Raw genomic sequence first — 24,095 nt, 5'->3', positions numbered from 1 at the left:
CGAGGTCACGGCATCCGTTCGGCTTTTGCTCCGGGTCAGCGCGCGAGGCGCTTCTTGAACAGCTTCTCTTGCTTCTTGGAGACGGGGGAGTCGCCCGCGATCACGCGGCCGCGGCGCGCGCGACGCGTGTCGACGACCGCGCCGATGGCGAGAGCCAGCGTGATGCCCCAGCTGAGCCAGGCCAGCGCCGTGCGCCAGGTGAACGGTTCGTCGTTCTTGAGACCCCGCAAGAGGGTGACGCCGCCGGTGATGGCGCTGAGAAGACCGGTTCCGAAGATGTACTGCCGCATGCGCCCAACCTACCGAGCGGGGCGCCTCGGCGGCGGACCTTGACAGCAGCGGGCCGATTCCCGGAGTGCCCTCGCGCACTCCGTCCACCCCCTCGACGCGATCGCGCCCGCTGTTAGCCTGAGGAAGATCCCCGAGGAGGACCTGTGACCCAGGCCGATTTCGTCGTCGTCGCCAACCGACTGCCCGTCGATCGCACCCCCGATGGAGAGGGGTGGAGACGCTCGCCCGGCGGGCTGGTCACCGCCCTCGAACCCGTCATGCGTCGCGCCGAGGGCGCGTGGGTGGGCTGGGCGGGACAAGCCGACGCCACCGTCGAGCCCTTCGACTTCGAGGGCACGCACCTCGTACCGGTGCCCCTGTCGGCCTCCGACGTGCAGCTGTACTACGAGGGCTTCTCGAACGACACCATCTGGCCGCTGTACCACGACGTCATCGCCGCGCCCACGTACAAGCGCGCCTGGTGGGACGCCTACGTCAAGGTCAACGAGCGGTTCGCCAAAGCCGCGGCCGACGTCACCGCCGAGGGCGGGATCGTCTGGGTGCAGGACTATCAGCTGCAGCTCGTCCCTAAGCTGCTGCGCGAGCTTCGCCCCGACCTCACCATCGGGTACTTCCACCACATCCCCTTCCCCGCCTACGGCCTGTACTCCCAGCTGCCGTGGCGCAAGCAGGTACTCGAGGGACTGCTCGGCGCCGACGTCATCGGCTTCCAACGGGTGGCCGACGCGGGCAACTTCGCCCGGGCGGTGCGGCGCCAGTTGCGGTACGAGACCAAGGCCAGCGGCATCCTGGTCCCGGACGCCTCGGGCGGCACGCGCGTCGCTCTCGCGAAGGCCTTCCCCATCTCGATCGACGCCGACTCGTACATCGAGCTGGCGCAGAAGCCCGAGATCCAGCAGCGGGCGAGAGAGATCCGCGAGGGACTCGGCAACCCGCGCAAGATCCTGCTCGGCGTCGACCGCCTCGACTACACCAAGGGCATCCGCCACCGCCTGAAGGCCTGGGGGGAGCTGCTCGAGGACGGCCGCGCGACGGTCGAAGACGCCACTCTCGTGCAGGTCGCGAGCCCCAGCCGCGAACGCGTCGACGCGTACATGCAGCTGCGCGACGAGATCGAGATGACGGTCGGTCGCATCAACGGCGACTACGACACCACGACCCACACCGCGATCCGCTACCTGCACCAGTCGTACCCGCGTGAAGAGATGGTGGCGCTGTTCCTCGCCGCCGACGTCATGCTGGTCACCGCGCTGCGCGACGGCATGAACCTCGTCGCCAAGGAGTACGTGGCCAGCCGCACCGACAACCGCGGAGTGCTGGTGCTGAGCGAGTTCGCGGGTGCCGCCGACGAGATGGGCAGCGCGCTGCTCATCAATCCGCACGACATCGACGGTCTGAAGGATCAGATCCTGCGAGCCATCGACATGCCGGCCGCCGAGCAGGGCCGCCGCATGCGCGCCCTGCGCAAGCGGGTGCGCGACCACGACGTCGAGGACTGGTCGCGCGAGTTCCTCGATGCGCTGTCCGTCTTCCACGAGAAGTCCTCCAGCGCCGCCGCGGCCGCCGAGGTCGGCGAGGACGACGACGGCTCGGTTCCCGAACGCGAGTCCATCGACGAGACGGATGCCGAGTGACCGCCGCCGACGCGGCGATCGAGGCCGTCGCCACGACCGACACCCTGCTGATCGCGCTCGACTTCGACGGAACCCTGTCGCCCCTGGTCGATGAGCCGATGTCGGCGCGGATGACTCCGGGTGCCCGCGCCGCGGTCGACGCCCTCGCCGCGCTGCCGGGCACCGTCGTCGCGCTCGTCTCGGGCCGTTCGCTGGGGCACCTTCGCGAGATCTCCGAGCACGACGACGCCTCGCCGATCTGGCTCGCCGGTTCGCACGGCGCACAGTTCTGGGTCCCCGGCGCGGGCATCGAGGCCGCAGGCGACGACGACGCCGACCTCGCGCTGCGCGACCGCCTCCAGAACGAGGTCGCCGACCGTACCGCTCACATGCACGGTGTCTGGATCGAACCGAAGGAGTACGGCCTCGGCGTGCACACGCGCACCGCGGATGCCGATACCGCCGACGCCGCGCGATCGCTCGTCGACCAGCTGCTCGCGGCGGAGGCGCCGTCGTGGCGTCGTCGCACCGGTCACGACATCCTCGAGTTCTCGTTCCGCCACGAGGGCAAGGACTCGGCCGTCGCGCACCTGCGCGCCCGGGTCGGTGCGACGGCCGTGCTCTTCGCCGGCGACGACGTCACCGATGAAGATGCGCTGAATTCGCTGGAAGCCGGTGACCTGGGTGTGCGCGTCGGCGGGGGAGAGACCGCCGCGACGCTTCGCGTGCAGGACATCGACGCTTTCGTGGCGGTACTGGAGGCCGTCGCCCGGCTGCGCCGATCGCACATCCGCTGAACAGTTGCCGGTTCGACCGGCTCCGTTCGCGTCACGCCCTCGGCGCGCGCAATAGACTTCGACAATGCCCGCACCGCAGAATCCGAACACCGGCGAGTTCGACATCAAGCCCCGCAGTCGCGTCGTCACCGACGGCATCGAAGCCACCACCTCTCGCGGAATGCTCCGCGCGGTCGGCATGGGCGACGAGGACTGGGACAAGCCCCAGATCGGCATCGCGTCGAGCTGGAACGAGATCACCCCCTGCAACCTCAGCCTCGATCGGCTCGCGCAGGGCGCGAAAGAGGGGGTGCACGCCGGCGGCGGGTACCCGCTGCAGTTCGGCACCATCTCCGTCTCCGACGGCATCTCGATGGGCCACGAGGGCATGCACTTCTCGCTCGTCTCGCGCGAGGTCATCGCCGACAGCGTCGAGACCGTCATGATGGCCGAGCGCCTCGACGGCTCCGTGCTGCTCGCGGGCTGCGACAAGTCGATCCCGGGCATGCTCATGGCATCCGCTCGACTCGATCTGTCGAGCGTCTTCCTCTACGCGGGTTCGATCGCGCCGGGCTGGGTCAAGCTCAGCGACGGCACCGAGAAGGACGTGACGATCATCGACTCGTTCGAGGCCGTGGGCGCATGCCTCGCGGGCAAGATGAGCGAGGCCGACCTCAAGCGCATCGAGTGCGCGATCGCCCCCGGTGAGGGCGCGTGCGGCGGCATGTACACGGCCAACACGATGGCCTCGGTCGCCGAGGCCCTGGGCCTCAGCCTTCCCGGTTCGGCTGCGCCGCCGTCGGCGGACCGCCGCCGCGACTACTTCGCGCACCGCTCGGGCGAGGCCGTGGTCAACCTGCTGCGCCAGGGCATCACCACGCGCGACATCCTCACCAAAGAGGCGTTCGAGAACGCCATCGCCCTCGCCATGGCGCTCGGCGGCTCGACCAACGTCGTGCTGCACCTGCTCGCCATCGCCAACGAGGCCGAGGTCGAGCTCAACCTGCACGACTTCAACCGCATCGGCGACCGCACGCCGCACGTGGCCGACATGAAGCCCTTCGGTCAGTACGTCATGAACGACGTCGACCGTCACGGCGGCATCCCCGTCATCATGAAGGCGATGCTCGACGAGGGCCTGCTCCACGGCGACGCGCTCACCGTCACGGGCAAGACGCTCGCCGAGAACCTCGCCGACCTCGCCCCCGACCCGGTCGACGGCAAGGTCATCCACTCGTTCGACAACCCGATCCACGCCACCGGCGGTATCACGATCCTCCACGGCTCGATGGCCCCCGAAGGTGCCGTGGTGAAGTCGGCCGGCTTCGACGGCAACGTCTTCGAGGGTCCCGCCCGCGTGTTCGAGCGCGAGCGCGGCGCGATGGACGCCCTCGAGGCGGGCGAGATCGTCGCCGGCGACGTCGTCGTCATCCGCTACGAGGGCCCCAAGGGCGGCCCCGGCATGCGCGAGATGCTCGCCATCACGGCCGCCATCAAGGGCGCGGGGCTCGGAAAAGATGTACTACTGTTGACGGACGGACGATTCTCAGGCGGCACAACCGGCCTGTGCATCGGCCACATAGCTCCCGAAGCGGTGGACGCAGGTCCCATCGCCTTCGTGCGCGATGGTGATCTGATACGGGTCGATATCGCCGCTCGCACTCTCGACTTGATCGTCGATGAGGCCGAGCTGAGTTCCCGCCGCGAAGGCTGGGAACCGCTCCCCCCGCGCTATACCCGTGGCGTTCTGGCCAAGTACTCCAAGCTCGTGCACTCCGCCGCGGAGGGCGCTGTCACGGGCTGACGGCCGTCCCCCTTTTCACCTTCTCCCGGTTCTCGAGGTACTCCCATGTCCATCGATTCCCCTACGGCGGCCATTCCCCGGCCGCCCGCCCGCACCGCTCCGGCGCCCGTGATGACGGGAGCACAGGCGGTCGTCCGATCGCTCGACCTGCTCGGCGTCACCGATGTGTTCGGCCTCCCGGGCGGCGCGATCATGCCTGTCTACGACCCGCTCATGGACGACGAGCACGTGCGCCACATCCTCGTGCGTCACGAGCAGGGCGCCGGCCACGCCGCCGAGGGCTACGCCGCCGCCTCGGGCAAGGTCGGCGTCGCCATCGCGACGTCCGGGCCCGGCGCGACCAACCTCGTCACCGCGATCGCCGACGCCTACATGGACTCGGTGCCGCTCGTCTGCATCACCGGCCAGGTGTTCTCGACCCTCATGGGAACGGACGCCTTCCAGGAGGCCGACATCGTCGGCATCACCATGCCAATCACCAAGCACTCCTTCCTGGTGAAGTCGGCCGACGAGATCCCCGGCGCGATCGCCGCGGCCTTCGAGATCGCCTCGACCGGTCGGCCCGGGCCCGTCCTCGTCGACATCACCAAGGACGCGCAGCAGGCCGAGGCGCCGTTCGTCTGGCCGCCGAAGATCGAGCTGCCCGGGTACCGCCCGGTGACCAAGGCGCACGGCAAGCAGATCCAGGCCGCGGCCCAGCTGCTCGCCACCGCGCAGAAGCCCGTGCTCTACGTGGGCGGCGGCGCGATCCGCTCCAACGCCTCCGCCGAGCTCAAGGTGCTCGCCGAGGCGACCGGGGCTCCCGTCGTCACGACGCTCATGGCGCGCGGGGCCTTCCCCGACTCCCACGAGCAGCACCTCGGCATGCCGGGCATGCACGGCACCGTGCCCGCGGTGCTGGCCCTGCAGGAGAGCGACCTGATCGTCTCGCTCGGTGCCCGGTTCGACGACCGCGTGACCGGTAAGGCGGCGCTGTTCGCCCCCCACGCGCAGGTGGTGCACGTCGACATCGACCCCGCCGAGATCTCCAAGATCCGCACGGCCGACGTCCCGATCGTGGGTGACCTGCGCGAGGTCCTCATCGACCTCGATGCCGCGTTCCGCGCCGCCGACGCCGAGCACCCGCACGACTACACCGAGTGGTGGACGTACCTGAACGGGCTCCGCGAGGAGTTCCCGCTCGGCTACACGCCCACCACCGACGGTCTGCTCTCGCCCCAGCACGTCATCCAGCGCATTGGCGAGATGACCGGACCCGAGGGCGTCTACGCCTCGGGCGTCGGTCAGCACCAAATGTGGGCGGCGCAGTTCATCAAGTACGAGCGCCCCAACGCGTGGCTGAACTCCGGCGGCGCCGGCACCATGGGCTATGCGGTTCCCGCGGCCATGGGTGCGAAGGTGGCCCAGCCCGAGCGCGCCGTGTGGGCGATCGACGGGGACGGCTGCTTCCAGATGACCAACCAGGAGCTCGCGACCTGCGTCATCAACGACATCCCGATCAAGGTCGCGATCATCAACAACTCCTCGCTCGGCATGGTGCGCCAGTGGCAGACGCTGTTCTTCGACGGCCGCCACTCCAACACCGACCTGAACACGGGACACGGCACGCGCCGCGTCCCCGACTTCGTCAAGCTCGCCGAGGCCTACGGGTGCCTGGCGATCCGCGTCGAGAAAGAAGACGAGATCGACGCGGCCATCCAGCTCGCGCTCGACACGAACGACCGCCCGGTCGTGATCGACTTCGTCGTGAGCGCCGATGCGATGGTCTGGCCGATGGTCCCGCAGGGCGTCAGCAACAGCTACGTCCAGTACGCGCGCGACCACTCGCCCACGTTCAACGAGCAGGAGGACTGAGATGTCTCGTCACGTTCTGAGCCTCCTCGTCGAGGACAAGCCGGGTCTGCTCACGCGCGTCGCGGGCCTTTTCGCCCGTCGCGGCTTCAACATCGAGTCGCTCGCCGTGGGCGTCACCGAGGTGCCGGGTCTCTCGCGCATCACGGTCGTCGTCGACGTCGAGGGTCTCCCGCTCGAGCAGGTGACCAAGCAGCTGAACAAGCTGATCAACGTCATCAAGATCGTCGAGCTCGACGCCGCCAGCTCCGTGCAGCGCGAGCACGTGCTCGTCAAGGTGCGCGCCGACAACGCCAGCCGCTCCAACGTGCTCGAGGTCGTCAACCTCTTCCGCGCCTCGGTCGTCGACTACGCCCACGACGCCGTCGTGATCGAGATCACGGGCGACAAGGGCAAGGTCGATGCCTTCCTCAAGGCGATCGAGCCCTTCGGGGTGAAGGAGCTCGCGCAGTCGGGCCTTCTCGCCGTCGGCCGCGGTGGCAAGAGCATCACCGAGCGCGTTCTGCGCGGCTGAGAAATTCCCCAACTTCCACTCACCAGCGGCCCCTGAGCGGGGGCCACGATTCAAGGAGAAACATCCTCATGGCAGAGATCTTCTACGACGACGACGCCGACCTCTCGATCATCCAGGGCAAGAAGGTCGCGATCGTCGGCTACGGCTCGCAGGGTCACGCGCACGCGCAGAACCTCCGCGACTCCGGCGTCGAGGTCGTCATCGCGCTCAAGGACGGCTCGAAGTCGGCCGCCAAGGCGCAGGAAGACGGCTTCGAGGTCAAGAACGTCGCCGACGCCGCCGAGTGGGCCGATCTCATCATGATCCTGGCGCCCGACCAGCACCAGCGTTCGATCTTCGCCGACTCGATCAAGGACAAGCTCACCGAGGGCAAGACGCTCGCCTTCGCGCACGGCTTCAACATCCGCTTCGGCTACATCGACGCTCCCGAGGGTGTCGACGTCATCCTCGTCGCTCCCAAGGCCCCCGGTCACACCGTGCGTCGCGAGTACGTCGCGGGCCGCGGCATCCCCGACATCATCGCCGTCGAGCGCGACGCCTCGGGCTCGGCCTGGGACACCGCCCTCTCGTACGCGAAGGCGATCGGCGGCACCCGCGCGGGCGTCATCAAGACGACGTTCACCGAAGAGACCGAGACCGACCTGTTCGGCGAGCAGGCCGTGCTCTGCGGTGGCATGAGCCACCTCGTCCAGGCGGGCTTCGAGACCCTGGTCGAGGCCGGATACCAGCCCCAGATCGCGTACTTCGAGGTGCTGCACGAGCTCAAGCTCATCGTCGACCTGATGTGGGAGGGCGGCATCGCCAAGCAGCGCTGGTCGATCTCCGACACCGCCGAGTACGGCGACTACGTCTCGGGCCCCCGCGTCATCTCGTCCGACGTGAAGGCCAGCATGAAGGCCGTCCTCTCCGACATCCAGTCGGGGGCGTTCGCCGAGCGCTTCATCGCCGACCAGGACAAGGGCGCGCCCGAGTTCCTCGAGCTCCGCGAGAAGGAGCAGGGTCACCCGATCGAGGCGACCGGTAAGGAGCTGCGCGGTCTGTTCGCGTGGAAGCAGCAGGACACCGACTACGTCGAAGGCTCGGCCGCGCGCTGAGTTCCTCGTCTTCGAACGCCCCGGGATCTCACGATCCCGGGGCGTTCGCCTTTTCCGCGGCGCCGTTCGGATCCGGATGCCGCGGACCCCGGTGACCGGCGGGGCGCGACCCGGTCGCGGGGGAGCGCCGCTAGCGTGGTCGCGTGAGCACTCCGCGCGATGACGACGCCCTGTCCTGGGGCGGTGACGACGACCCCACCCTCGACGTCGGTGAGAAACATGCGCCGACGCGTCCCGCCGGCGGTGAGCCGCGGGTCGAAGCCGAGCCCCTCGAGCCTCTGCAGCCCGAAGCGCCTGCTGCGGCCCCGGTCACCCGGCATCCCGAGCCTGCTCCTTCCGAGCCGACCGCCGTCGAGGCGACCGAGGACGAGGACCCGGATGCCGCGCACGCGGCACCCCTCGGAAACGTGGGCCTCGTCGGGATCGGCATGGTCGCGGCGACCTTCCTGCTGTTCGCGATCGGGTGGCTGCTCGCGGGATTGCGCTTGAACGGACTGGGGCTTCCCATCCCGTCGGTGACGGTGATCGCGCTCACCATCGGCGCGGCTCTCGCGCCCGTCGTCTGGTTCGTCGCCGTGCTCGCGCTGACGCGCAGCTGGCGCACGTGGCAGCGCTTCCTGCTGCTGATCGTCGGTATCGTGCTGCTCGTTCCCTGGCCGTTCCTGTCGTTGGGAGCCTTCGCATGAGCACTGCCGCCCGTACCCGCCACCTGCCGACCTGGCTGCTCGTGGCCATCTCCGGTCTCTTCGGTCTCTTCTACGCCTACGTCGTGTGGAGTTCGGTCGCCCTGCTCGTCCAGCAGGTCAACGGCCCGCTCGGGCTCAACGGCCTGGGCTGGTTCGTGTACATCCTGCCGATCGTGTTCCCGCTCCTCGCCTTCGGTATCGCCTTCGCGATCGGCCAGCGCCGTAAGGCGGGGGAGCTCGCCATCGCTCTGCTCGCGGGGCTGACGCTGTCGGCGGCGTTCTGGCTCGCCGTCGTGGGCTACGGCACGACCTCGTACGGGCTGTACGGCGGCTGATCCGCGGGGGTCGCGGCATCCGGGATCCGGTGCCCAACGGGCGCGCGTCGCCTCAGGTCGCTGGTCTCTTCTGGTCGCGAGACTGCATCTCGCTGACATCTGCGTGTCAGGCTGACGCGGGTTTGTCAGTGAGTTGCCCGTTCGCGCTCTCGGTTGCCGCGGGTGTCGGGCGCGCCGTCGTCCGCCGTCACACGGTCGGGGGCGCCCTCGCCCCCGCGCTAGGCTGACAGACGGCCCGCACGGGTCGCGCGCCCGGTTCGCGCCGGTGATGTGCGACGGTGCGCGGCAGCCCCCAGCACCGTTTCGAAGGACGCATCCGTGACGAAGCCCGTCGTGCTCATCGCCGAAGAACTCTCTCCCGCCACGATCGACGCGCTCGGCCCCGACTTCGACGTGCGCAGCGTCGACGGGACCGATCGCCCCGCATTGCTCTCGGCCCTGGCCGAGGCGCACGCGGTTCTCGTGCGCTCGGCCACCCAGATCGATGCCGAGGCCCTCGCGGCCGCGCCGTCTCTCAAGGTCGTCGCTCGCGCCGGTGTCGGCCTCGACAACGTCGACATCAAGTCGGCCACCGCGGCCGGCGTCATGGTCGTCAACGCGCCGACCTCGAACATCATCTCGGCGGCCGAGCTCACCGTCGGGCACGTGCTGAGCCTCGCTCGCCGCATCCCCGCGGCGCACGCCTCGCTCGCCCAGGGCCTCTGGAAGCGCAGCTCCTTCACCGGCACCGAGCTGTTCGAGAAGACCATCGGCATCATCGGCCTCGGCCGCATCGGTGCACTCATCGCGGCGCGCCTGCAGGGCTTCGACATGCGTGTCATCGCGTACGACCCCTACGTCACCGCCGCTCGGGCGCAGCAGCTCGGTGTTCAGCTCGTCTCACTCGACGAACTGCTCGAGCAGAGCGACTTCGTCACGATCCACATGCCGAAGACGCCCGAGACGACCGGCATGATCGGTGCCGAGCAGCTGCGCCGCATGAAGAAGACCGCGTACGTCATCAACGTCGCGCGCGGAGGTCTCATCGACGAGGAGGCGCTCTTCGAGGCGCTCACCGGCGGCGAGATCGCCGGAGCGGGTCTCGACGTGTTCTCGACCGAGCCCCCGGCCGAGGGCGGCCCCGCGCGCAAGCTCCTCGACCTCCCCAACGTCGTGGTCACTCCGCACCTCGGCGCGAGCACCGAGGAGGCGCAGGAGAAGGCCGGCGTCTCGGTCGCGCGCTCGGTCAAGCTTGCGCTCGAGGGAGATCTCGTTCCGGATGCCGTGAACGTCGCCGGTGGCGCGATCGACCCGTTCGTTCGCCCCGGTATCGCCCTCGTCGAGATGCTCGGACAGTTCTTCAGCGGTCTCGCCGACAGCGCTCTCACGAGCCTCGACATCGAGGTGCGCGGAGAGCTCGCGCAGTACGACGTGAGCGTCTACCGCCTGGCCGCGCTCAAGGGGTACTTCAGCCGTATCGTCAGCGAGAGCGTGTCGTACGTCAACGCCCCGCTGTTCGCCGAGCAGCGCGGTGTCGAGGCGCGCCTGGTCGTCGAGGCCGAGAGCCCGCTGTACCGCAACATCACGATCCTCCGCGGCACGCTGGCCGACGGGTCGACCCTCGAGGTCGCGGGCACGCTCGCCGGCACGCGGATGGTGCCGAAGGTCGTCTCGATCAACGGCTACGAGATCGAGGTGCCCATCGAGCAGCACCACGTCGTCATGCGCTACGCCGATCGCCCCGGCATCGTCGCCATCTACGGCCAGAAGCTGGGCGAGGCCGGCATCAACATCGCGGGTCTCCAGGTGGCGGCTCCGGATGCCACGGGCCGGGCGCTCTCGGTGCTCACCGTCGATTCGCCCGTCCCCGACGAGATCCTCGGCGCGATGCGCGAGGCGGTCGGCGCCGACCTGTTCCGCCAGATCGACATCGTCGAGGGCTGAGGGTCCGATCGTTCGGGGAGGGGGTCGCTTCGGCGGCCCCCTCCTTCGGCGTTCTGGGCGGGCGCGTCGGAGATTCAGGGCCCGCGCAAAACCGAGGGGTTCACACTGCGCGAGTGGCCCTCGTCCTTCGCGTCGTCTCCGCCGGTTTCGGCATCCTGTTCCTCGTCGCGGGGGTGGCCGATGTCGTGCGTCGCACTCCGTGGGGGTTTCTCGGCGTGATCGGGGGAGTGCTGATCCTGCTCGGGGTCGTCATCGACCTGCGGCGTGAGCGCCGGGAGCGTCGCAGCGCGCGCGAGAGGGCGCGGGGGGACCTCTAGGTCGCCGAGGCGACGACTCGGGCGATCAGTGCGTCGAGGTCCGCTCCTTCGAGTGCCGGACCGGCGACCGCGTTCAGATCGAGGACGGCGTTGAAGTACAGGCCGTCGCTCACCAGCAGCACCATCTGCAGCGCCGTCTCGTCGCGGGTGTGTGCGCGGAGGCTCTCTTCCCAGAGCTCTCGAACTCGTCGGAGGGATGCCGAGGCGGCATCGCTGCCGTTCTGCGCGAGGCGTGACACCGCGAGGATCGTCAGGTCGAGGGGGGAGCCGGTGTTCTGCGACGAGCGCAGGTGCGCCGCGACGACGCCCTCGTTCGACCTCTCGATTTCGGCGACGTCTTCCTCGGCGAGCCGCTCGAGCCGCTCCACGAGCGCCGCCTCGAGAGCGCTCTTCGAACTGAAGTGATAGAGCAGACCACCCTTCGACACCCCGGCTGCGCGAGCGGTGGCATCCATCGTCGCGGCGCGCTCGCCCTCGTCGACGAGGATGCGGCTGAAGGCGTCGAGGACGGCTTCGCGGGCGAGAGGGGGGCGGCTCATGACTCCTCGATCGTAGTGGCGGGCGCCGGGTTCACTCTGTTACTATACCGGCTGGACGGTTAAGAAAGGGATTCGCGCATGCTCACCTCGTCGTTGCCCACCTCGGAGATCACCGTGGCTCGCGCCGGGTGGCGTGGATGGTTCGCACTGACGGTGCTCATGCTTCCCGTGTTGCTCGTCTCGGTCGACAACACGGTCCTGAGCTTCGCGTTGCCCGAGATCGCGCTGTCTCTGCGCCCCTCGAGCATCGAACAGCTGTGGATCATCGACGTCTACCCGCTCGTGCTCGCCGGGCTTCTCGTGACCATGGGTACCCTGGGCGACCGCTTCGGACGTCGCCGCATGCTGTTGATCGGGGCGACCGGCTTCGCGGCCGTGTCCGCGCTGTCGGCGTTCGCGCCCACCGCGGCTCTGCTGATCACGGGCCGCGCGCTCATGGGTGTTTTCGGCGCCATGCTCATGCCGTCGACCCTCTCGTTGCTGCGGAGCATCTTCCGCGACCGTGACCAGCGTCGGATCGCGATCGCCGTCTGGGCCTCCGGTTTCTCGGCGGGAGCGGCCCTAGGCCCCATCGTCGGCGGCTTCCTGCTCGAGCACTTCACGTGGGGTTCCGTCTTCCTCATGGCTGTTCCCGTACTCGTACCGCTCCTGGTCCTCGCCCCGTTCTTCGTGCCCGAGAGCCGCGACCCGAAGCCGGGCCGGTTCGACCCCCTCAGCGTCGTCCTCTCGCTCGCGACCATGGTGCCGATCGTCTACGGCATCAAGAAGCTCGCCGTCGACGGTCCGATGTCGCTGGCCCCGGTGCTCTTCGTCCTCGGAGTGGTCTTCGGGTGGTTGTTCGTCCGCCGCCAGCGCCGCTTGGCGACGCCCATGCTCGACATGACACTGTTCCGCCAGGGCACGTTCTCGGGTGCGATCCTGGTCAACCTGCTCAGCGTCGTGGGCCTAGTCGGCTTCCTCTACTTCGTCGCCCAGCACCTGCAGCTGGTGGCCGGCCTCTCGCCGATGGTCGCGGGCTTCGCCCTGTTGCCCGGCCTCGTGCTCATGATCATCGCGGGGCTCGTGGTGGTCCCCGTGGCCAAGCGCTTCGCGCCGCGGATCGTCGTGCCCGTCGCTCTGTCGTTCTCGGTCGTCGCGTACATCATGGTCGCCCTCTCGACGTCCGACCTGACGCTGTTGATCGTCGCCTTCGCGCTGCTGGGTGTCGGCATCGGCGCCGCCGAGACCGTCTCGAACGAGCTGATCCTCTCCAGTGCCCCCTCGGCGAAGGCGGGTGCGGCCAGCGCGGTCTCCGAGACCGCCTACGAGGTCGGCGCCGTCCTCGGCACCGCCGTGCTCGGCGGCATCCTCGCCGCGTTCTATCGGGCGCAGCTCGTTCTGCCCGCCGGGCTTCCGGATGCCGCGGCTCACGCTGCCCGCGAGACCCTCGCCGGAGCGGTCTCCGTCGCCGACACCCTCGACGACGTCGCGCTGGCCGAGGCCCTGCGCGCCGCAGCCGCCCACGCCTTCGACTCGGGCGTCGTCGTCACCGCCCTCATCGGTGCGGCGCTCATCGTCGTGGCCGCGGTCGTCGCTGCCACTACCCTGGGAGGATCCCGCAGCGCGTCGAAGAAGTGACGTGCCCGAGCTCTGAGGAGAGCGATGTCGCGTGTCGTGAAGCTGGCCGTCATCCCCGGTGACGGCGTCGGTCCCGAGGTCGTCGCCGAGGCCGTGAAGGTGCTCGACGCCGTCACCGCCGGATCCGACGTGTCGTTCGACAAGACGCCGTTCTCGCTGGGGGCCGGTCGCTTCCTCGAGACCGGAGACACTCTCACCGACGACGACCTCACCGCGATCGCCGCACACGACGCGATCCTGCTCGGCGCCGTCGGGGGAGTGCCCGGCGACCCCCGCCTGAAAGACGCGAACATCGAGCGCGGACTGCTGCTCAAACTCCGCTTCGAGCTCGACCATTACGTCAACCTGCGCCCGTCGAAGCTCTACCCGGGGGCCACCGGACCGCTTGCGGAGCCGGGCGAGATCGACTTCGTCGTGGTGCGCGAAGGAACGGAGGGGCCGTACGTCGGCAACGGCGGATCGATCCGCCGCGGCACGCCCCACGAGGTCGCGAACGAGACCTCGGTCAACACCGCCTACGGCGTCGAGCGCGTGGTCCGCTACGCCTTCGCTCTCGCCGAGCGCCGCCGCCACAAGCTCACGCTCGTGCACAAGACGAATGTGCTCGTGCACGCGGGTGGCATGTGGAAGCGGATCGTGGATGCCGTGGCATCCGAGTTCCCCGGGGTCGACGTAGACTACCTGCACGTCGACGCGGCAACCATCTTCCTGGTCACGAACCCGAGCCGCTTCGATGTGATCGTCACCGACAACCTCTTCGGCGACATCCTGACCGACCTGGCCGGCGCCGTCACCGGTGGCATCGGCCTCGCCGCTTCGGGCAACATCAACCCCGACGGTGCGTTCCCCTCGATGTTCGAGCCCGTGCACGGTTCGGCGCCCGACATCGCGGGAAGCCAGAAGGCCGACCCCACGGCCGCGATCCTCTCCGTCGCCCTCCTGCTCGACCACCTCGGGCTCACCGACGAGGCCGCCCGCGTGACCCGCGCGGTCGAGGACGACATCGCCAGCCGCGACGGGGTCCGCACCACCGCCCAGATCGGCGACGCCATCGCCGAGCGCGTCCAGGCGTAACCTGGACCGATCGGCGAGCATCGCCTCCGGCACTCGAGAAGCTTTGGACAACGAATGACCACCATCGACACCGATCCCGACACCGGACTCGAGCCCCTCGAGTTCTCCGTCACGCGCAACCTCGCCGCCAAGAACGCGGCCGACCGCGACGCGATCCTCGCCAACCCCGGCTTCGGGCAGAGCTTCACCGACCACATGGTCGACATCTGCTGGTCGGTCCGCGGCGGCTGGCACCGCCCGCGCGTCTCGCCCTACGGCCCGATCTCGCTCGACCCGGCCGCGGCGGTGCTGCACTATGGCCAGGAGATCTTCGAGGGCATCAAGGCCTACCGCCACGCCGACGGCTCGGTTCACACCTTCCGCCCCGACCAGAACGGCCGCCGTCTGCAGCGTTCGGCCCGCCGACTCGCGCTCCCCGAGCTGCCGGTGCCGTACTTCCTGCAGTCGCTCAAGGAGCTCATCGCCCTCGACGGCGCGTGGGTCCCCTCGGGCGACGACCAGAGCCTGTATCTGCGCCCGTTCATGTTCGCGAAAGAGGCGTTCCTCGGCGTCCGCCCCGCGCACAAGGTCGCCTACTACCTGATCGCCAGTCCCGCCGGCGCCTACTTCAAGGGCGGGGTGAAGCCCGTCTCGATCTGGCTCAGCGAGGACTACTCGCGTGCCGGTAAGGGCGGCACGGGTGCGGCCAAGACCGGCGGCAACTACGCCGCGAGTCTGCTTCCTCAGTCCGAGGCGTACGAGAACGAGTGCGACCAGGTCGTCTTCCTCGACCAGGACCGCAACGTCGAAGAGCTCGGCGGCATGAACGTCGTCTTCGTCTACAAGGACGGTACGATCGTCACACCGCAGTCCGACTCGATCCTCGAGGGAATCACGCGCGACTCGCTCCTGCAGCTCGCACGCGACCGCGGTCACCACGTCGTGGGACGCAACGTCTCGCTCGACGAGTGGCGCGAGGGAGTGGCATCCGGAGACATCGTCGAGGTGTTCGCGTGCGGCACCGCCGCGGTCGTCACCCCGATCGGCGTGCTCAAGGGTCGCGACTTCATCGACGAGCAGCCCACCGGCACGCTCGCGCTCGAACTGCGCGAGGAACTCACGAACATCCAGTACGGCCGCGCCGAAGACAAGCACGGCTGGCTGTACCGCCTCGACGCATAAGCGTCGCGCGGACGGAGGGGCTCCCGGACACCGGGGGCCCCTCCGTCGTCTCCGCTCACCGTCCACGACGGCGTGCGGTGAGGCCCTGTACCGGCAAGCGTGTAGAAACGCGCTCCGCGCTCATAAACGCGTGGTGCGCGTGTTTCTGAGCGCGGAGCGCGTTTATGCCCGGGGTGGCGGGGGAGCGGCCTCGGGTTCCACGCATAAACGCGATCTCCGACGGGAAACGCGTGGTGCGCGTGTTTCTGAGCGCGGAGCGCGTTTATGCGTGGGGTGGCGAGGCGCGGTGTTGTGCCTGGGGTGGCGAGGCGCGGGGTTGTGCTTGGGGTGGCGGGGCGCGGTGTTGTGCCTGGGGTGGCGGGACGCGGTGTGGTGCCCGAGGTAGCGGGCTCCGGCGCGGTTGTCGTGCGCCGAGCGTGGCGGCGGCGGGGGAGCGGCCTCGGGTTCCACGTATAAACGCGATCTGCGACGGGAAACGCGTGGTGCGCGCGTTTCTGCGCGCGGATCGCGTTTATGCGTGGGTGAGCGGCGTCACGCCGGGCGCGCGTGCGGCGGCCGAGCGCGAGTGAGGCCTCGGCGGACCCGGTGCGATGTCGGGGGCCGCGGATAGGCTGGCTCCGTGAAGATCGCTCGATTCAGCTATCAGGATGCCATTCGCTACGGAATCGTCGACGAGGGCGAGCTCGTGGTCCTCGCCGGAGACCCGATGTTCGCCGGGTTCGACACGACGGGCGAGCGCGTGCCTCTGGCCGACGTGGTCCTGCTCGCGCCGGTAATCCCGCGTTCGAAGGTCGTCTGCATCGGCAAGAACTACCACGATCACGCCGCGGAGATGGGTGGCGAGGCGCCGGCCGAACCGCTGATGTTCCTCAAGCCGAACACGTCGGTCGTCGGCCCGGACGACGTCATCGTGCGCCCCACGAGCCTGAGCTCGCACACCGACTACGAGGGCGAGCTCGCCGTCGTGATCGGCCGCATCGCGAAGAACGTCCCCGCCGAGCGCGCGAGCGACTACATCTTCGGCTACACGGTCGCCAACGACATCACGGCACGCGATCTGCAGCGCACCGACGGCCAATGGTCGCGCGCAAAGGGCTTCGACACCTTCTGCCCCGTGGGCCCGGTGATCGAGACCGACCTCGACCTCGACGCGGCCCGGATCACGACGCGCGTCAACGGCGAGGTGCGTCAACAGGGTCCGGTCTCCGACATGATCCACGGCATCGGCGCGCTCGTCGCCTACGCCTCCGCGGTGTTCACGCTCCTCCCCGGCGACCTCATCCTCACGGGCACGCCGGCCGGCGTCGGTCCGTTCGAAGCGGGCGACACCGTAGAGGTCGAGGTGAGTGGCATCGGCATCCTGCGCAATACGGCGCGCGATGCCTGATTCCCGCGTGGCGGCGGGGGCGGTGCTCACCGAGCGCGACCTCGCCGTCACGCAGCGCCGCACGGTCCGCGTGCTGGCAGCGGGGCAGGTGCTCACGGGCGTCGCCTTCGGGGCGACCCTCTCGCTCGGAGCGCTCCTCGCCGCCGACCTGTCGGGGCAGGAGGCCCTTTCGGGCCTGGCCACGGCCTCGGTCACGTTGGGTGCGGCCCTCACGGCGATCCCGCTCGCCCGGCTGGCCGGTCGTCGAGGCCGCCGGGTGGCGCTCACCACGGGCAACGTCGCGGCCCTGGTCGGCATCGCCGTGGTCATCGCGGCCGCCGCACTCCGGCTCTTCCCCCTGCTGCTGGTGGGGATCGCGCTCATCGGCGCGGGGAACGCCGCGACCCTGCAGTCGCGTTTCGCCGCCATCGACCTCGCCCGCACCGCCCGCCGCGGGCGTGACCTGGCCACGGTGGTCTGGGCCACCACGATCGGCGGAGTGGTCGGCCCCCTGTTGCTCGCGCCCGGCGAGCTCATCGGAGCCAGCGTCGGGATGCCGCGCCTGACCGGCGCCTACCTCTTCTCGTTCGCCGCCCAGGTCTGCGCCTTCGCGTTGTACGTGCTCGTCCTGCGGCCCGACCCGCTGTTGCTGGCCCAACGTCTGGAACGGGACGCCTCGGCATCCGTCACCGCTTCCGCACCGCAGGCGGATCGACCGGGTCTCGCGCGCTTCGCGATACTGGCCGTCGCGGCGTCGCACGTGACCATGGCCTCGGTCATGGCGATGACTCCGGTGCACCTCTCGCACATCGTCGCTCCGGATGCCGTGACCTTCGCCGTCGGCATCACGATCGCCGCACACGTGTTCGGGATGTACGGCCTCTCACCCGTGTTCGGCGCTCTGGCCGATCGTCTCGGACGCATCGGCGTGATCGTCCTCGGTCAGGTGCTGCTCGCGGCGTCGCTGGCGGTTGCGGCGACCCTGCCCGACTCGCAGGCCGGTGTGCTCGTCGCCCTCGTGCTGCTCGGCCTCGGGTGGAGCGCGGCGACCGTCTCGGGATCGGCGCTGCTCACCGAGGCGACGCCTCTCGCGCTTCGCCCGCGTCGTCAGGGCCGCAGCGACACGCTCATGACGGCCTGTGCGGCCGCGGGCTCGGTGCTGGCGGGCCTGGTCCTCGGGGCGGTCGGCTACGACGGTCTGGCGTTCTGGGCGCTGGTGCCGGTCGCCGCCGTCTGCGTGGGCGCGGTCGTGGTCGGTAGGAGCCGCGCCTCGGCATGAGCCTCGGGGAGAAGTCGGCGGTTCCCCGCAGGGCTGCTGCCGGCGCCCCTCACCGACGGCGGCCCGGGGCGGCTCAGATCGCGTAGACCAGGCCGTCGAACGCCGACAGGTCCTCGTCGCCACGCACACCGAGTGCGTGCAGCGCCCGGTCGACGTCGAGTTCGTCGTTGAAGACGTGGAACGCCACGCGGGCGCGACCCGCGCGGCCCGACGCCGTGATCCCGTGGGCGGTGAGCTGAGCGAGCGCTTCGCCCGTGGCATCCGGCCAGGTGACGATCGCCGAGGGACGCTCGGGGTGTTCGAGTCCGAGGCCGTCGCGGAAGCGCGCCGCCAGGCCCGTCACGTGCGCGTAGGTCGCGGTGATGTCGGCGTCGGCGAAGAGAGCCAGGGCGGGGGCCGCCCCGACGAACGCCTGCCAGGCGGGCGAGACATCGAACCGGCGGGCATCGGCGGCGAGCGTGCCCCCGGTGCCGTAGCACGACGACCACGGGTCGTCGCCGGAGTACCAGCCGGCCTGAACGGGACGGATCTCGCCCGCGAACGCGGGCGAGAGAGTGAGGAACGACACCCCGCGCGGGCAGCAGAGCCACTTGTAGGCGTGGCAGACGGTCGCGTCGAACATCGTCGCGTCGACGGGAAGCCACCCGGCGGCCTGGGTGAGGTCGCAGAGCGTGCGGGCGCCGGCACGGGCGGCCGCGGCGGCGATGCCCGCGGCATCCGCGACCTCTCCGGTCGCCGACTGCACGAGCGAGAACGCGACGAGCCACGTGTCGGGGGAGATCGCGGCGGCCAGCTCCTGCAAGGGGGCGGTGCGCAGGCGCACGCCTCGACCCGCGTGAGCGAAGGGGGCGACGAGAGACGAGAAGTCCCCCTCGGCGCAGAGCACCTCGGCGCCGTCCGGCACCGATGCGGCGAGGAGCGAGACCTGCACCGACGTCTGCGAGCCGATCGCGACGTCACCGACCGGGCAGCTCACGAGGTGCGCGTACGAGGCCCGGGCCTGTTCGACGGCCTGCGACGCGGCGACGACATCGGGGCGACCGGATGCCGCGGACTCGAGGTCGGCGCGGACCGCGGCCACCGTGGCGCGCGAGGGGAGTCCGAGAGTGCAGGCCGCGAGGTAGTCGCGGCCACCGGCGAAGTGCGAGGCGAGGCTGCTCATGCCATCAGGATCGCGCCCTCAATGACATTGCACTAGAGCAGGTGTTGCATGAGAAGCATCACATCTGCTTATGTGTGGGCATGGCCGCCACCGATGACTCCCTCGACGCGAACGCCCTGCGCGTGGTCAAGGCGATCGCCGACACCGGGTCGATCACCGCGGCCGCCCGGATCCTCGGCTACAGCCAGCCGGCGGTGAGTCAGCAGCTGCGCCGGCTCGAGCGGCGTGCGGGAATGCCAATCGTCGAGCGCGTCGGACGAGGCGTGCGTCTCACCGAGGCGGGGTCGATCCTCGCCCGCCACGCCGCCGCCGTCACCACCGCGCTCGACGCGGCCGCCGCAGACCTGGCCGAGCTGCGGGGCCTGCGGGCCGGTCGCGTACGGATCGCCGCGTTCCCGTCGGCGTCATCGACGGTCGTTCCGCGCGTCATCGCCGCCGTGACCGCTCGCCGACCGGGTGTGTCCATCAGCTTCGTCGAGGCCGAGCCGCCCGAGGCCATCGCCGCCGTTCGCGAGAACCGCGCCGACATCGCCCTCACCTACAGCTACCCCGGCGACCGCCGCGAACACCTGGAGTCCGCGGCATCCGGACTCGCGGCCCGACTCATCGGCGCCGACGATACCGTGGTGGTCGTTCCCGCTGACCACCCCGCGGCAGCCCATGACCCCATCGATCTCTCGCGACTCGCGGGGGAGCGGTGGATCGCGGGCTGCCCGCAGTGCCGCGGCCATCTGCTCGAGGCGTGCGGACGCTCGGGGTTCACCCCCGACATCGCTTTCGAGACCGACAACTTCATCGCCGTCGAGAACCTCGTCGCCCAGGGGGTGGGCATGGCGATCCTGCCGCGGATGGCCGTGGTATCCCTCCCGATGCTGTCGGGCATCGCGGCGCCGCGGCTGCCCGCCGCCGAAGCGCGGACCCTGCACGTGATCACCGCTCGGGGAGCCGAGCACGTGCCCGCGGTCGGAGCCGCACTCGAGGTCATGGGCGAGGTCCTGGACGATCATCTGCGGCACTCGGGAAGCGCCACCGCCCGCCGATAGGATCAAGGGGATGTCTGCCACGCCCGATCCCCGCACCACGACCGCCACCGGCGCCGACGTTCGCGTCCGCTTCTGCCCCTCACCCACGGGGTTGCCGCACGTCGGTCTCATCCGCACCGTCCTGTTCAACTGGGCCTACGCCCGGCACAACGGCGGCAAGCTCATCTTTCGTATCGAAGACACCGACGCCGCGCGCGACAGCGAAGAGAGCTACCAGCAGCTCCTCGAGGCACTGCGGTGGATGAACATCGACTGGGACGAAGGCGTCGAGGTCGGCGGCCCGCACGCGCCGTACCGGCAGTCGCAGCGCCACGAGATCTACCGCGGCGTGCTCGACAAGCTCATCGCCGCGGGAGCGGTGTACGAGAGCTACTCCACCGCCGAAGAGATCGACGCGCGCAACGAGGCCAACGGCCGCGCCAAGCAGCTCGGCTACGACAACTACGACCGCGACCTCACGGACGAGCAGAAGGCCGCCTTCCGTGCCGAGGGGCGCGAGCCCGCGTGGCGCGTGCGCGTTCCCGACGAGGACCTCACCTTCGTCGACCTCATCCGCGGCGAGGTGACCTTCCCCGCCGGATCCTTCCCCGACTTCGTCATCGTGCGCGCCGGGGGGATTCCGCTCTACACCTTCGTGAACCCGGTCGACGACGCGCTCATGGGCATCACCCACGTGATCCGCGGCGAAGACCTCATGCCCTCCACTGCCCGCCAGCTCGCGCTCTACCGCGCGCTGCTCGATGCCGGCGTCACCGATTACATGCCGCGATTCGGCCACATGCCGCTCGTGCTCGGCGAGACCGGCAACAAGAAGCTGTCCAAGCGCGACCCTCAGGCCGATCTCTTCCTGCAGCGCGAGAAGGGCTTCATCCACGAGGGGCTGCTGAACTACCTCTCGCTTCTCGGCTGGTCGCTCTCGGCCGACCGTGACGTGTTCTCGCTCGACGAGATGATCGCCGCCTTCGACATCGCCGACGTGAACCCCAACCCCGCCCGCTTCGACCAGAAGAAGGCCGAGGCCATCAACGGCGATCACATCCGCATGCTGGATGCCGCAGACTTCGCGGCCCGCATCGTCCCCTACCTCGCGGGTGCGGGTTACATCGCCGAGCAGCCGAGCGGCGAGCACCGCGCGATCATCGCCCAGGCGGCGCCGCTCGTCCAGGAGCGCGTGCAGCTGCTGGGGGAGGTGCCGGGCATGCTCGGCTTCCTCTTCGTCTCGGACGTCGACTACGCCGAGGACGCGCTCAAGGGCCTTCCCTCGAACGCGGCCGAGGTGCTCGCGGCATCCGTCCGCGCTCTCGAGGGCGTCGACGACTTCACCGCCGCCGCGGTGCAGGAGGCCCTGTCGGGCGCCCTGGTCGACGACCTGGGGCTCAAGCCGCGTGTCGCCTACGGCCCGCCCCGCGTCGCCCTCACCGGCCGCCGCATCTCGCCGCCGCTGTTCGAGTCGATGGAACTGCTCGGTAAGGCCGAGTCGATCCGTCGCCTCGACGCCCTGGTGGCGCACCTGGGCTGAGACGCTCGACCTCGATCCCCGTGGCCTCGTCGACCTCGATCCCCGTGGCCTCGTCGGCCACGGGGATCGCTGCTGTGGGGGCCGTGCGCGGGGAAGGGGCGACAAGCGGCACGGAACGCTCAGAGCGGGATGCGTCTCCGACGATCCCGCGCGAAATTCGCGAGGTTCTTTCGCGTGCGCGCGTTCGTCTCGTGGCCCGAACCTCGAGCCCCGGGACGCGCCCGGGACGCGTGGCGCGGGGCTCTGGTTTGGCGCTGGGCCCGGTCTCGCGTAAGCTTGATCCTCGGCACGAGTTACGGCTCGAAGCCATTGGGGTATGGTGTAATTGGCAACACGGCGGTTTCTGGTTCCGTTGTTCTTGGTTCGAGTCCAGGTACCCCAGCTTCGTGAAAAGGCCCGATGATCTCTGAGATCTCGGGCCTTTCGCCTATCCCCGTCACGGCACGGCAGACGGTCGGGAGAGCCCGTTCCGAGGCGAACCGTAGGATGACCCGATGCGCCTCCGCCCGCTCGTCGTCCTCGCCGCGATCCTCGGCGGGCTCGCCCTCTCGGGATGCAGCGAGAGCCCCGCGGAGCCGGCGCCGGCGTCGGGCTGCGGCATAATCCCGTCGCTCGAGTCGGGCACGAGCACACCGCTCGCAGTGACCGTCGACGGCGCACCCCGTACGTTCAGCATGTACGTCCCGGCGGCCACGACGAACACCTCACCCACACCCCTCATCCTCGCCTTCGCCGGATACCGTATGCCGACCGGCGAAGTGGAGCGACTCAGCGGTCTCGACGACAGCGGCGCGGTCGTCGTCTACCCCCAGCCGGCAGACACCGCGGCAGGAACCGGCTGGCAGGGCGCGCACTACTCCTCGGGCGCCGACGACGTCGCCTTCGTCTCTGCGCTGCTCGACGACGTGGAGTCCCGTCTCTGCATCGACCGCGAGCGCGTCTTCGCCGCCGGCATCTCGAACGGCGGCGGGTTCGTCTCTCTGCTGTCGTGCGCTCTCCCCGAGCGCATCGCCGCCTTCGCCGTGGTGTCGGGGGCGATCTACCCCGCGACCAATCCGCCCTGCCCGAGCGCACCCCCTGTCCCCGTGATCGCGTTCCACGGCACCGCCGACGAGGTCATCCCGTACGACGGCGGTACGCGCCACGATGCGACCGTCGCGCCGGTGTCGCTGTGGCTGTCGCAGCTGGCGATCCGCAACGGCTGCGCGTCCGACCCGCGCCCGGAGACCGTCGCCGGGGGAGTCGAGAGGCCGACCTGGACCGGATGCCGCGCCCCCGGTGCTCTCGTGCACTACCGGATCGACGGGGGTGGGCACGTCTGGCCCGGCGCGGCCGGTTCGGGCTCGACGGCGGTCTCGGCCACCGCCCTGATCGAAACGTTCTTCACAGCCCACCCTCTGCCGTGAACCGCGGAGCGGGGAGAGGATAGACCCATGGGACTCTTCGTACAGCGACCCGAAGAACCGAGCGAGTGGGCGGGGCTTCCCGGCGAGCCCGCGCGGCCGAAGACCCGGGCGGAACTGCTGCCGGATGACGAGCAACCCGCGGCGGTGCCGGGGCTGCTCGACCTCGACAGCTCGGCGGTCACCTCGATCGAGATCCCGATCGGCGACTGAGTCTGCGCGCGTTCGGCGTCGTCAAAGACTTCGAGGGCTAGCATCCGATCGAGAGTCGCGATCCGCGTCTCCGTTCGCGAAAGAAGGTCTTCGTGAAGCGCTCCCTCGCTTTCCGGCTCGCCGCGGTCGTCGCCGCGGGCGTGGTGCTCGCTGGCTGCACGCCCGCGGCCTCCGACGCCCCGGCCGTGCCCGCGGCCGAGGCCCCGAGTCCCGCCGCCTCGGTGGACGATCAGGCCTTTGCGCCGACGGTCGCCTCGCCCGAAGACCTCGACGGCAAAGAGGCGACGGTGAAGATCGGCACCTCGCTCGTGGTCGCCGTGCCCGACGGCACCGAGGCGGAGTGGACCGGGTCGACGGGCGATGTCGCGATCGCCGACTTCTCGCCGGGAGGGCCGTCCGAGGGCTCGGTCTTCCGGCCCGGGTTCCTGCCCCACGCCGTCGGCAAGACTCCCGCCACCCTTACGGGCCCCGACGGTAAGACGATCCGCTTCACCCTCTCCGTCGTGGCGCCCTGA

23 protein-coding genes and 1 tRNA gene are annotated in these 24,095 nt (G+C 69.9%); 21 read left to right on the top strand and 3 right to left on the bottom strand.

Annotated elements, in window-relative coordinates:
* Positions 1-35 precede the first annotated feature (35 nt).
* On the bottom strand, positions 36-290 hold the full coding sequence (locus AB6V29_RS03045; protein ID WP_210074544.1) for a hypothetical protein: 255 nt from the start codon (positions 288-290) through the stop codon (positions 36-38).
* Between the two features lie 144 nt (positions 291-434).
* Here AB6V29_RS03045 and AB6V29_RS03040 point away from each other — a divergent pair, with 144 nt between their 5' ends.
* The 10 genes from AB6V29_RS03040 (at position 435) to AB6V29_RS02995 (ending at position 11,204) form a co-directional block, all read left to right on the top strand.
* On the top strand, positions 435-1,925 hold the full coding sequence (locus tag AB6V29_RS03040; RefSeq protein WP_369356951.1) for a trehalose-6-phosphate synthase: 1,491 nt from the start codon (positions 435-437) through the stop codon (positions 1,923-1,925).
* Positions 1,922-2,701 carry a trehalose-phosphatase gene (gene otsB, locus AB6V29_RS03035; RefSeq protein WP_369356950.1) on the top strand — a complete coding sequence of 260 codons (780 nt, stop codon included), beginning with the start codon at positions 1,922-1,924 and terminating at the stop codon, positions 2,699-2,701. Before AB6V29_RS03040 ends, otsB begins: the two co-directional genes overlap by 4 nt.
* Before the next feature lie 64 nt (positions 2,702-2,765).
* Positions 2,766-4,484, top strand: coding sequence for a dihydroxy-acid dehydratase (ilvD, locus tag AB6V29_RS03030; protein WP_210074548.1), 1,719 nt, complete (start codon positions 2,766-2,768; stop codon positions 4,482-4,484).
* Positions 4,485-4,529: 45 nt separating this feature from the next.
* Positions 4,530-6,338 carry an acetolactate synthase large subunit gene (locus AB6V29_RS03025; RefSeq protein WP_210074551.1) on the top strand — a complete coding sequence of 603 codons (1,809 nt, stop codon included), beginning with the start codon at positions 4,530-4,532 and terminating at the stop codon, positions 6,336-6,338.
* Position 6,339: 1 nt separating this feature from the next.
* Positions 6,340-6,849: an acetolactate synthase small subunit gene (gene ilvN / locus AB6V29_RS03020; protein WP_150957382.1), complete on the top strand. Its 510-nt coding sequence runs from the start codon at positions 6,340-6,342 to the stop codon at positions 6,847-6,849.
* Between the two features lie 68 nt (positions 6,850-6,917).
* Positions 6,918-7,943 carry a ketol-acid reductoisomerase gene (gene ilvC, locus AB6V29_RS03015; RefSeq protein WP_056230637.1) on the top strand — a complete coding sequence of 342 codons (1,026 nt, stop codon included), beginning with the start codon at positions 6,918-6,920 and terminating at the stop codon, positions 7,941-7,943.
* Positions 7,944-8,086: 143 nt separating this feature from the next.
* The gene (locus AB6V29_RS03010; RefSeq protein WP_307317227.1) at positions 8,087-8,629 is read left to right on the top strand and encodes a DNA polymerase III subunit gamma/tau; all 543 of its coding nucleotides are present in this window, start codon (positions 8,087-8,089) and stop codon (positions 8,627-8,629) included.
* A complete protein-coding gene (locus AB6V29_RS03005; RefSeq protein WP_267787059.1) occupies positions 8,626-8,964 on the top strand; it encodes a bacitracin resistance protein in 339 nt (112 codons plus the stop codon). Before AB6V29_RS03010 ends, AB6V29_RS03005 begins: the two co-directional genes overlap by 4 nt.
* A gap of 318 nt (positions 8,965-9,282) precedes the next feature.
* A complete protein-coding gene (gene serA, locus AB6V29_RS03000; protein ID WP_369356947.1) occupies positions 9,283-10,887 on the top strand; it encodes a phosphoglycerate dehydrogenase in 1,605 nt (534 codons plus the stop codon).
* Between the two features lie 113 nt (positions 10,888-11,000).
* Positions 11,001-11,204: a hypothetical protein gene (locus AB6V29_RS02995; protein WP_210074559.1), complete on the top strand. Its 204-nt coding sequence runs from the start codon at positions 11,001-11,003 to the stop codon at positions 11,202-11,204.
* On the opposite strand, the gene AB6V29_RS02990 is transcribed toward AB6V29_RS02995, so the two are convergent.
* The gene (locus tag AB6V29_RS02990) at positions 11,201-11,743 is read right to left on the bottom strand and encodes a TetR/AcrR family transcriptional regulator (RefSeq protein WP_307455182.1); all 543 of its coding nucleotides are present in this window, start codon (positions 11,741-11,743) and stop codon (positions 11,201-11,203) included. The two genes, AB6V29_RS02995 and AB6V29_RS02990, sit on opposite strands and share 4 nt — an antisense overlap.
* A gap of 78 nt (positions 11,744-11,821) precedes the next feature.
* On the opposite strand from AB6V29_RS02990, the gene AB6V29_RS02985 reads away from it, so the two are divergent.
* The 5 genes from AB6V29_RS02985 (at position 11,822) to AB6V29_RS02965 (ending at position 18,240) form a co-directional block, all read left to right on the top strand.
* The gene (locus AB6V29_RS02985) at positions 11,822-13,360 is read left to right on the top strand and encodes an MFS transporter (protein WP_369356945.1); all 1,539 of its coding nucleotides are present in this window, start codon (positions 11,822-11,824) and stop codon (positions 13,358-13,360) included.
* Positions 13,361-13,384: 24 nt separating this feature from the next.
* Positions 13,385-14,434 carry a 3-isopropylmalate dehydrogenase gene (locus tag AB6V29_RS02980; RefSeq protein WP_369356944.1) on the top strand — a complete coding sequence of 350 codons (1,050 nt, stop codon included), beginning with the start codon at positions 13,385-13,387 and terminating at the stop codon, positions 14,432-14,434.
* Between the two features lie 54 nt (positions 14,435-14,488).
* Positions 14,489-15,595 (top strand): branched-chain amino acid aminotransferase, encoded by a 1,107-nt coding sequence (locus tag AB6V29_RS02975; RefSeq protein WP_210074566.1) that lies wholly within the window; start codon positions 14,489-14,491, stop codon positions 15,593-15,595.
* 619 nt (positions 15,596-16,214) lie between these two features.
* Complete coding sequence (locus tag AB6V29_RS02970; RefSeq protein ID WP_307317213.1) at positions 16,215-16,982, top strand: fumarylacetoacetate hydrolase family protein; 768 nt, start codon at positions 16,215-16,217, stop codon at positions 16,980-16,982.
* On the top strand, positions 16,975-18,240 hold the full coding sequence (locus AB6V29_RS02965; RefSeq protein WP_369356942.1) for an MFS transporter: 1,266 nt from the start codon (positions 16,975-16,977) through the stop codon (positions 18,238-18,240). The genes AB6V29_RS02970 and AB6V29_RS02965 overlap by 8 nt, the downstream gene beginning before the upstream one ends.
* Before the next feature lie 73 nt (positions 18,241-18,313).
* Here the strand turns inward: AB6V29_RS02965 and AB6V29_RS02960 are convergent, their stop codons facing one another.
* Positions 18,314-19,402 (bottom strand): aminotransferase class V-fold PLP-dependent enzyme, encoded by a 1,089-nt coding sequence (locus tag AB6V29_RS02960; protein WP_369356940.1) that lies wholly within the window; start codon positions 19,400-19,402, stop codon positions 18,314-18,316.
* A gap of 80 nt (positions 19,403-19,482) precedes the next feature.
* Between AB6V29_RS02960 and AB6V29_RS02955 the strand changes: the two genes are divergently transcribed.
* From AB6V29_RS02955 to AB6V29_RS02930, 6 genes are all read left to right on the top strand, one after another.
* Positions 19,483-20,445, top strand: coding sequence for a LysR family transcriptional regulator (locus tag AB6V29_RS02955; RefSeq protein WP_369356939.1), 963 nt, complete (start codon positions 19,483-19,485; stop codon positions 20,443-20,445).
* Positions 20,446-20,455: 10 nt separating this feature from the next.
* The gene (gene gltX, locus AB6V29_RS02950; RefSeq protein WP_369356937.1) at positions 20,456-21,964 is read left to right on the top strand and encodes a glutamate--tRNA ligase; all 1,509 of its coding nucleotides are present in this window, start codon (positions 20,456-20,458) and stop codon (positions 21,962-21,964) included.
* A gap of 310 nt (positions 21,965-22,274) precedes the next feature.
* Positions 22,275-22,346, top strand: a tRNA-Gln gene (locus AB6V29_RS02945).
* Between the two features lie 112 nt (positions 22,347-22,458).
* The gene (locus AB6V29_RS02940) at positions 22,459-23,370 is read left to right on the top strand and encodes a PHB depolymerase family esterase (RefSeq protein ID WP_369356936.1); all 912 of its coding nucleotides are present in this window, start codon (positions 22,459-22,461) and stop codon (positions 23,368-23,370) included.
* A 27-nt stretch (positions 23,371-23,397) separates the two neighbouring features.
* The gene (locus tag AB6V29_RS02935) at positions 23,398-23,580 is read left to right on the top strand and encodes a hypothetical protein (RefSeq protein ID WP_267787071.1); all 183 of its coding nucleotides are present in this window, start codon (positions 23,398-23,400) and stop codon (positions 23,578-23,580) included.
* Positions 23,581-23,672: 92 nt separating this feature from the next.
* The gene (locus AB6V29_RS02930) at positions 23,673-24,095 is read left to right on the top strand and encodes a hypothetical protein (RefSeq protein ID WP_210074582.1); all 423 of its coding nucleotides are present in this window, start codon (positions 23,673-23,675) and stop codon (positions 24,093-24,095) included.

The sequence above is a fragment of the Microbacterium sp. 20-116 genome (genome assembly GCF_041079415.1).
Taxonomy (GTDB): Bacteria; Actinomycetota; Actinomycetes; order Actinomycetales; family Microbacteriaceae; genus Microbacterium.
This window is presented reverse-complemented; position numbering and strand designations above follow the sequence as displayed.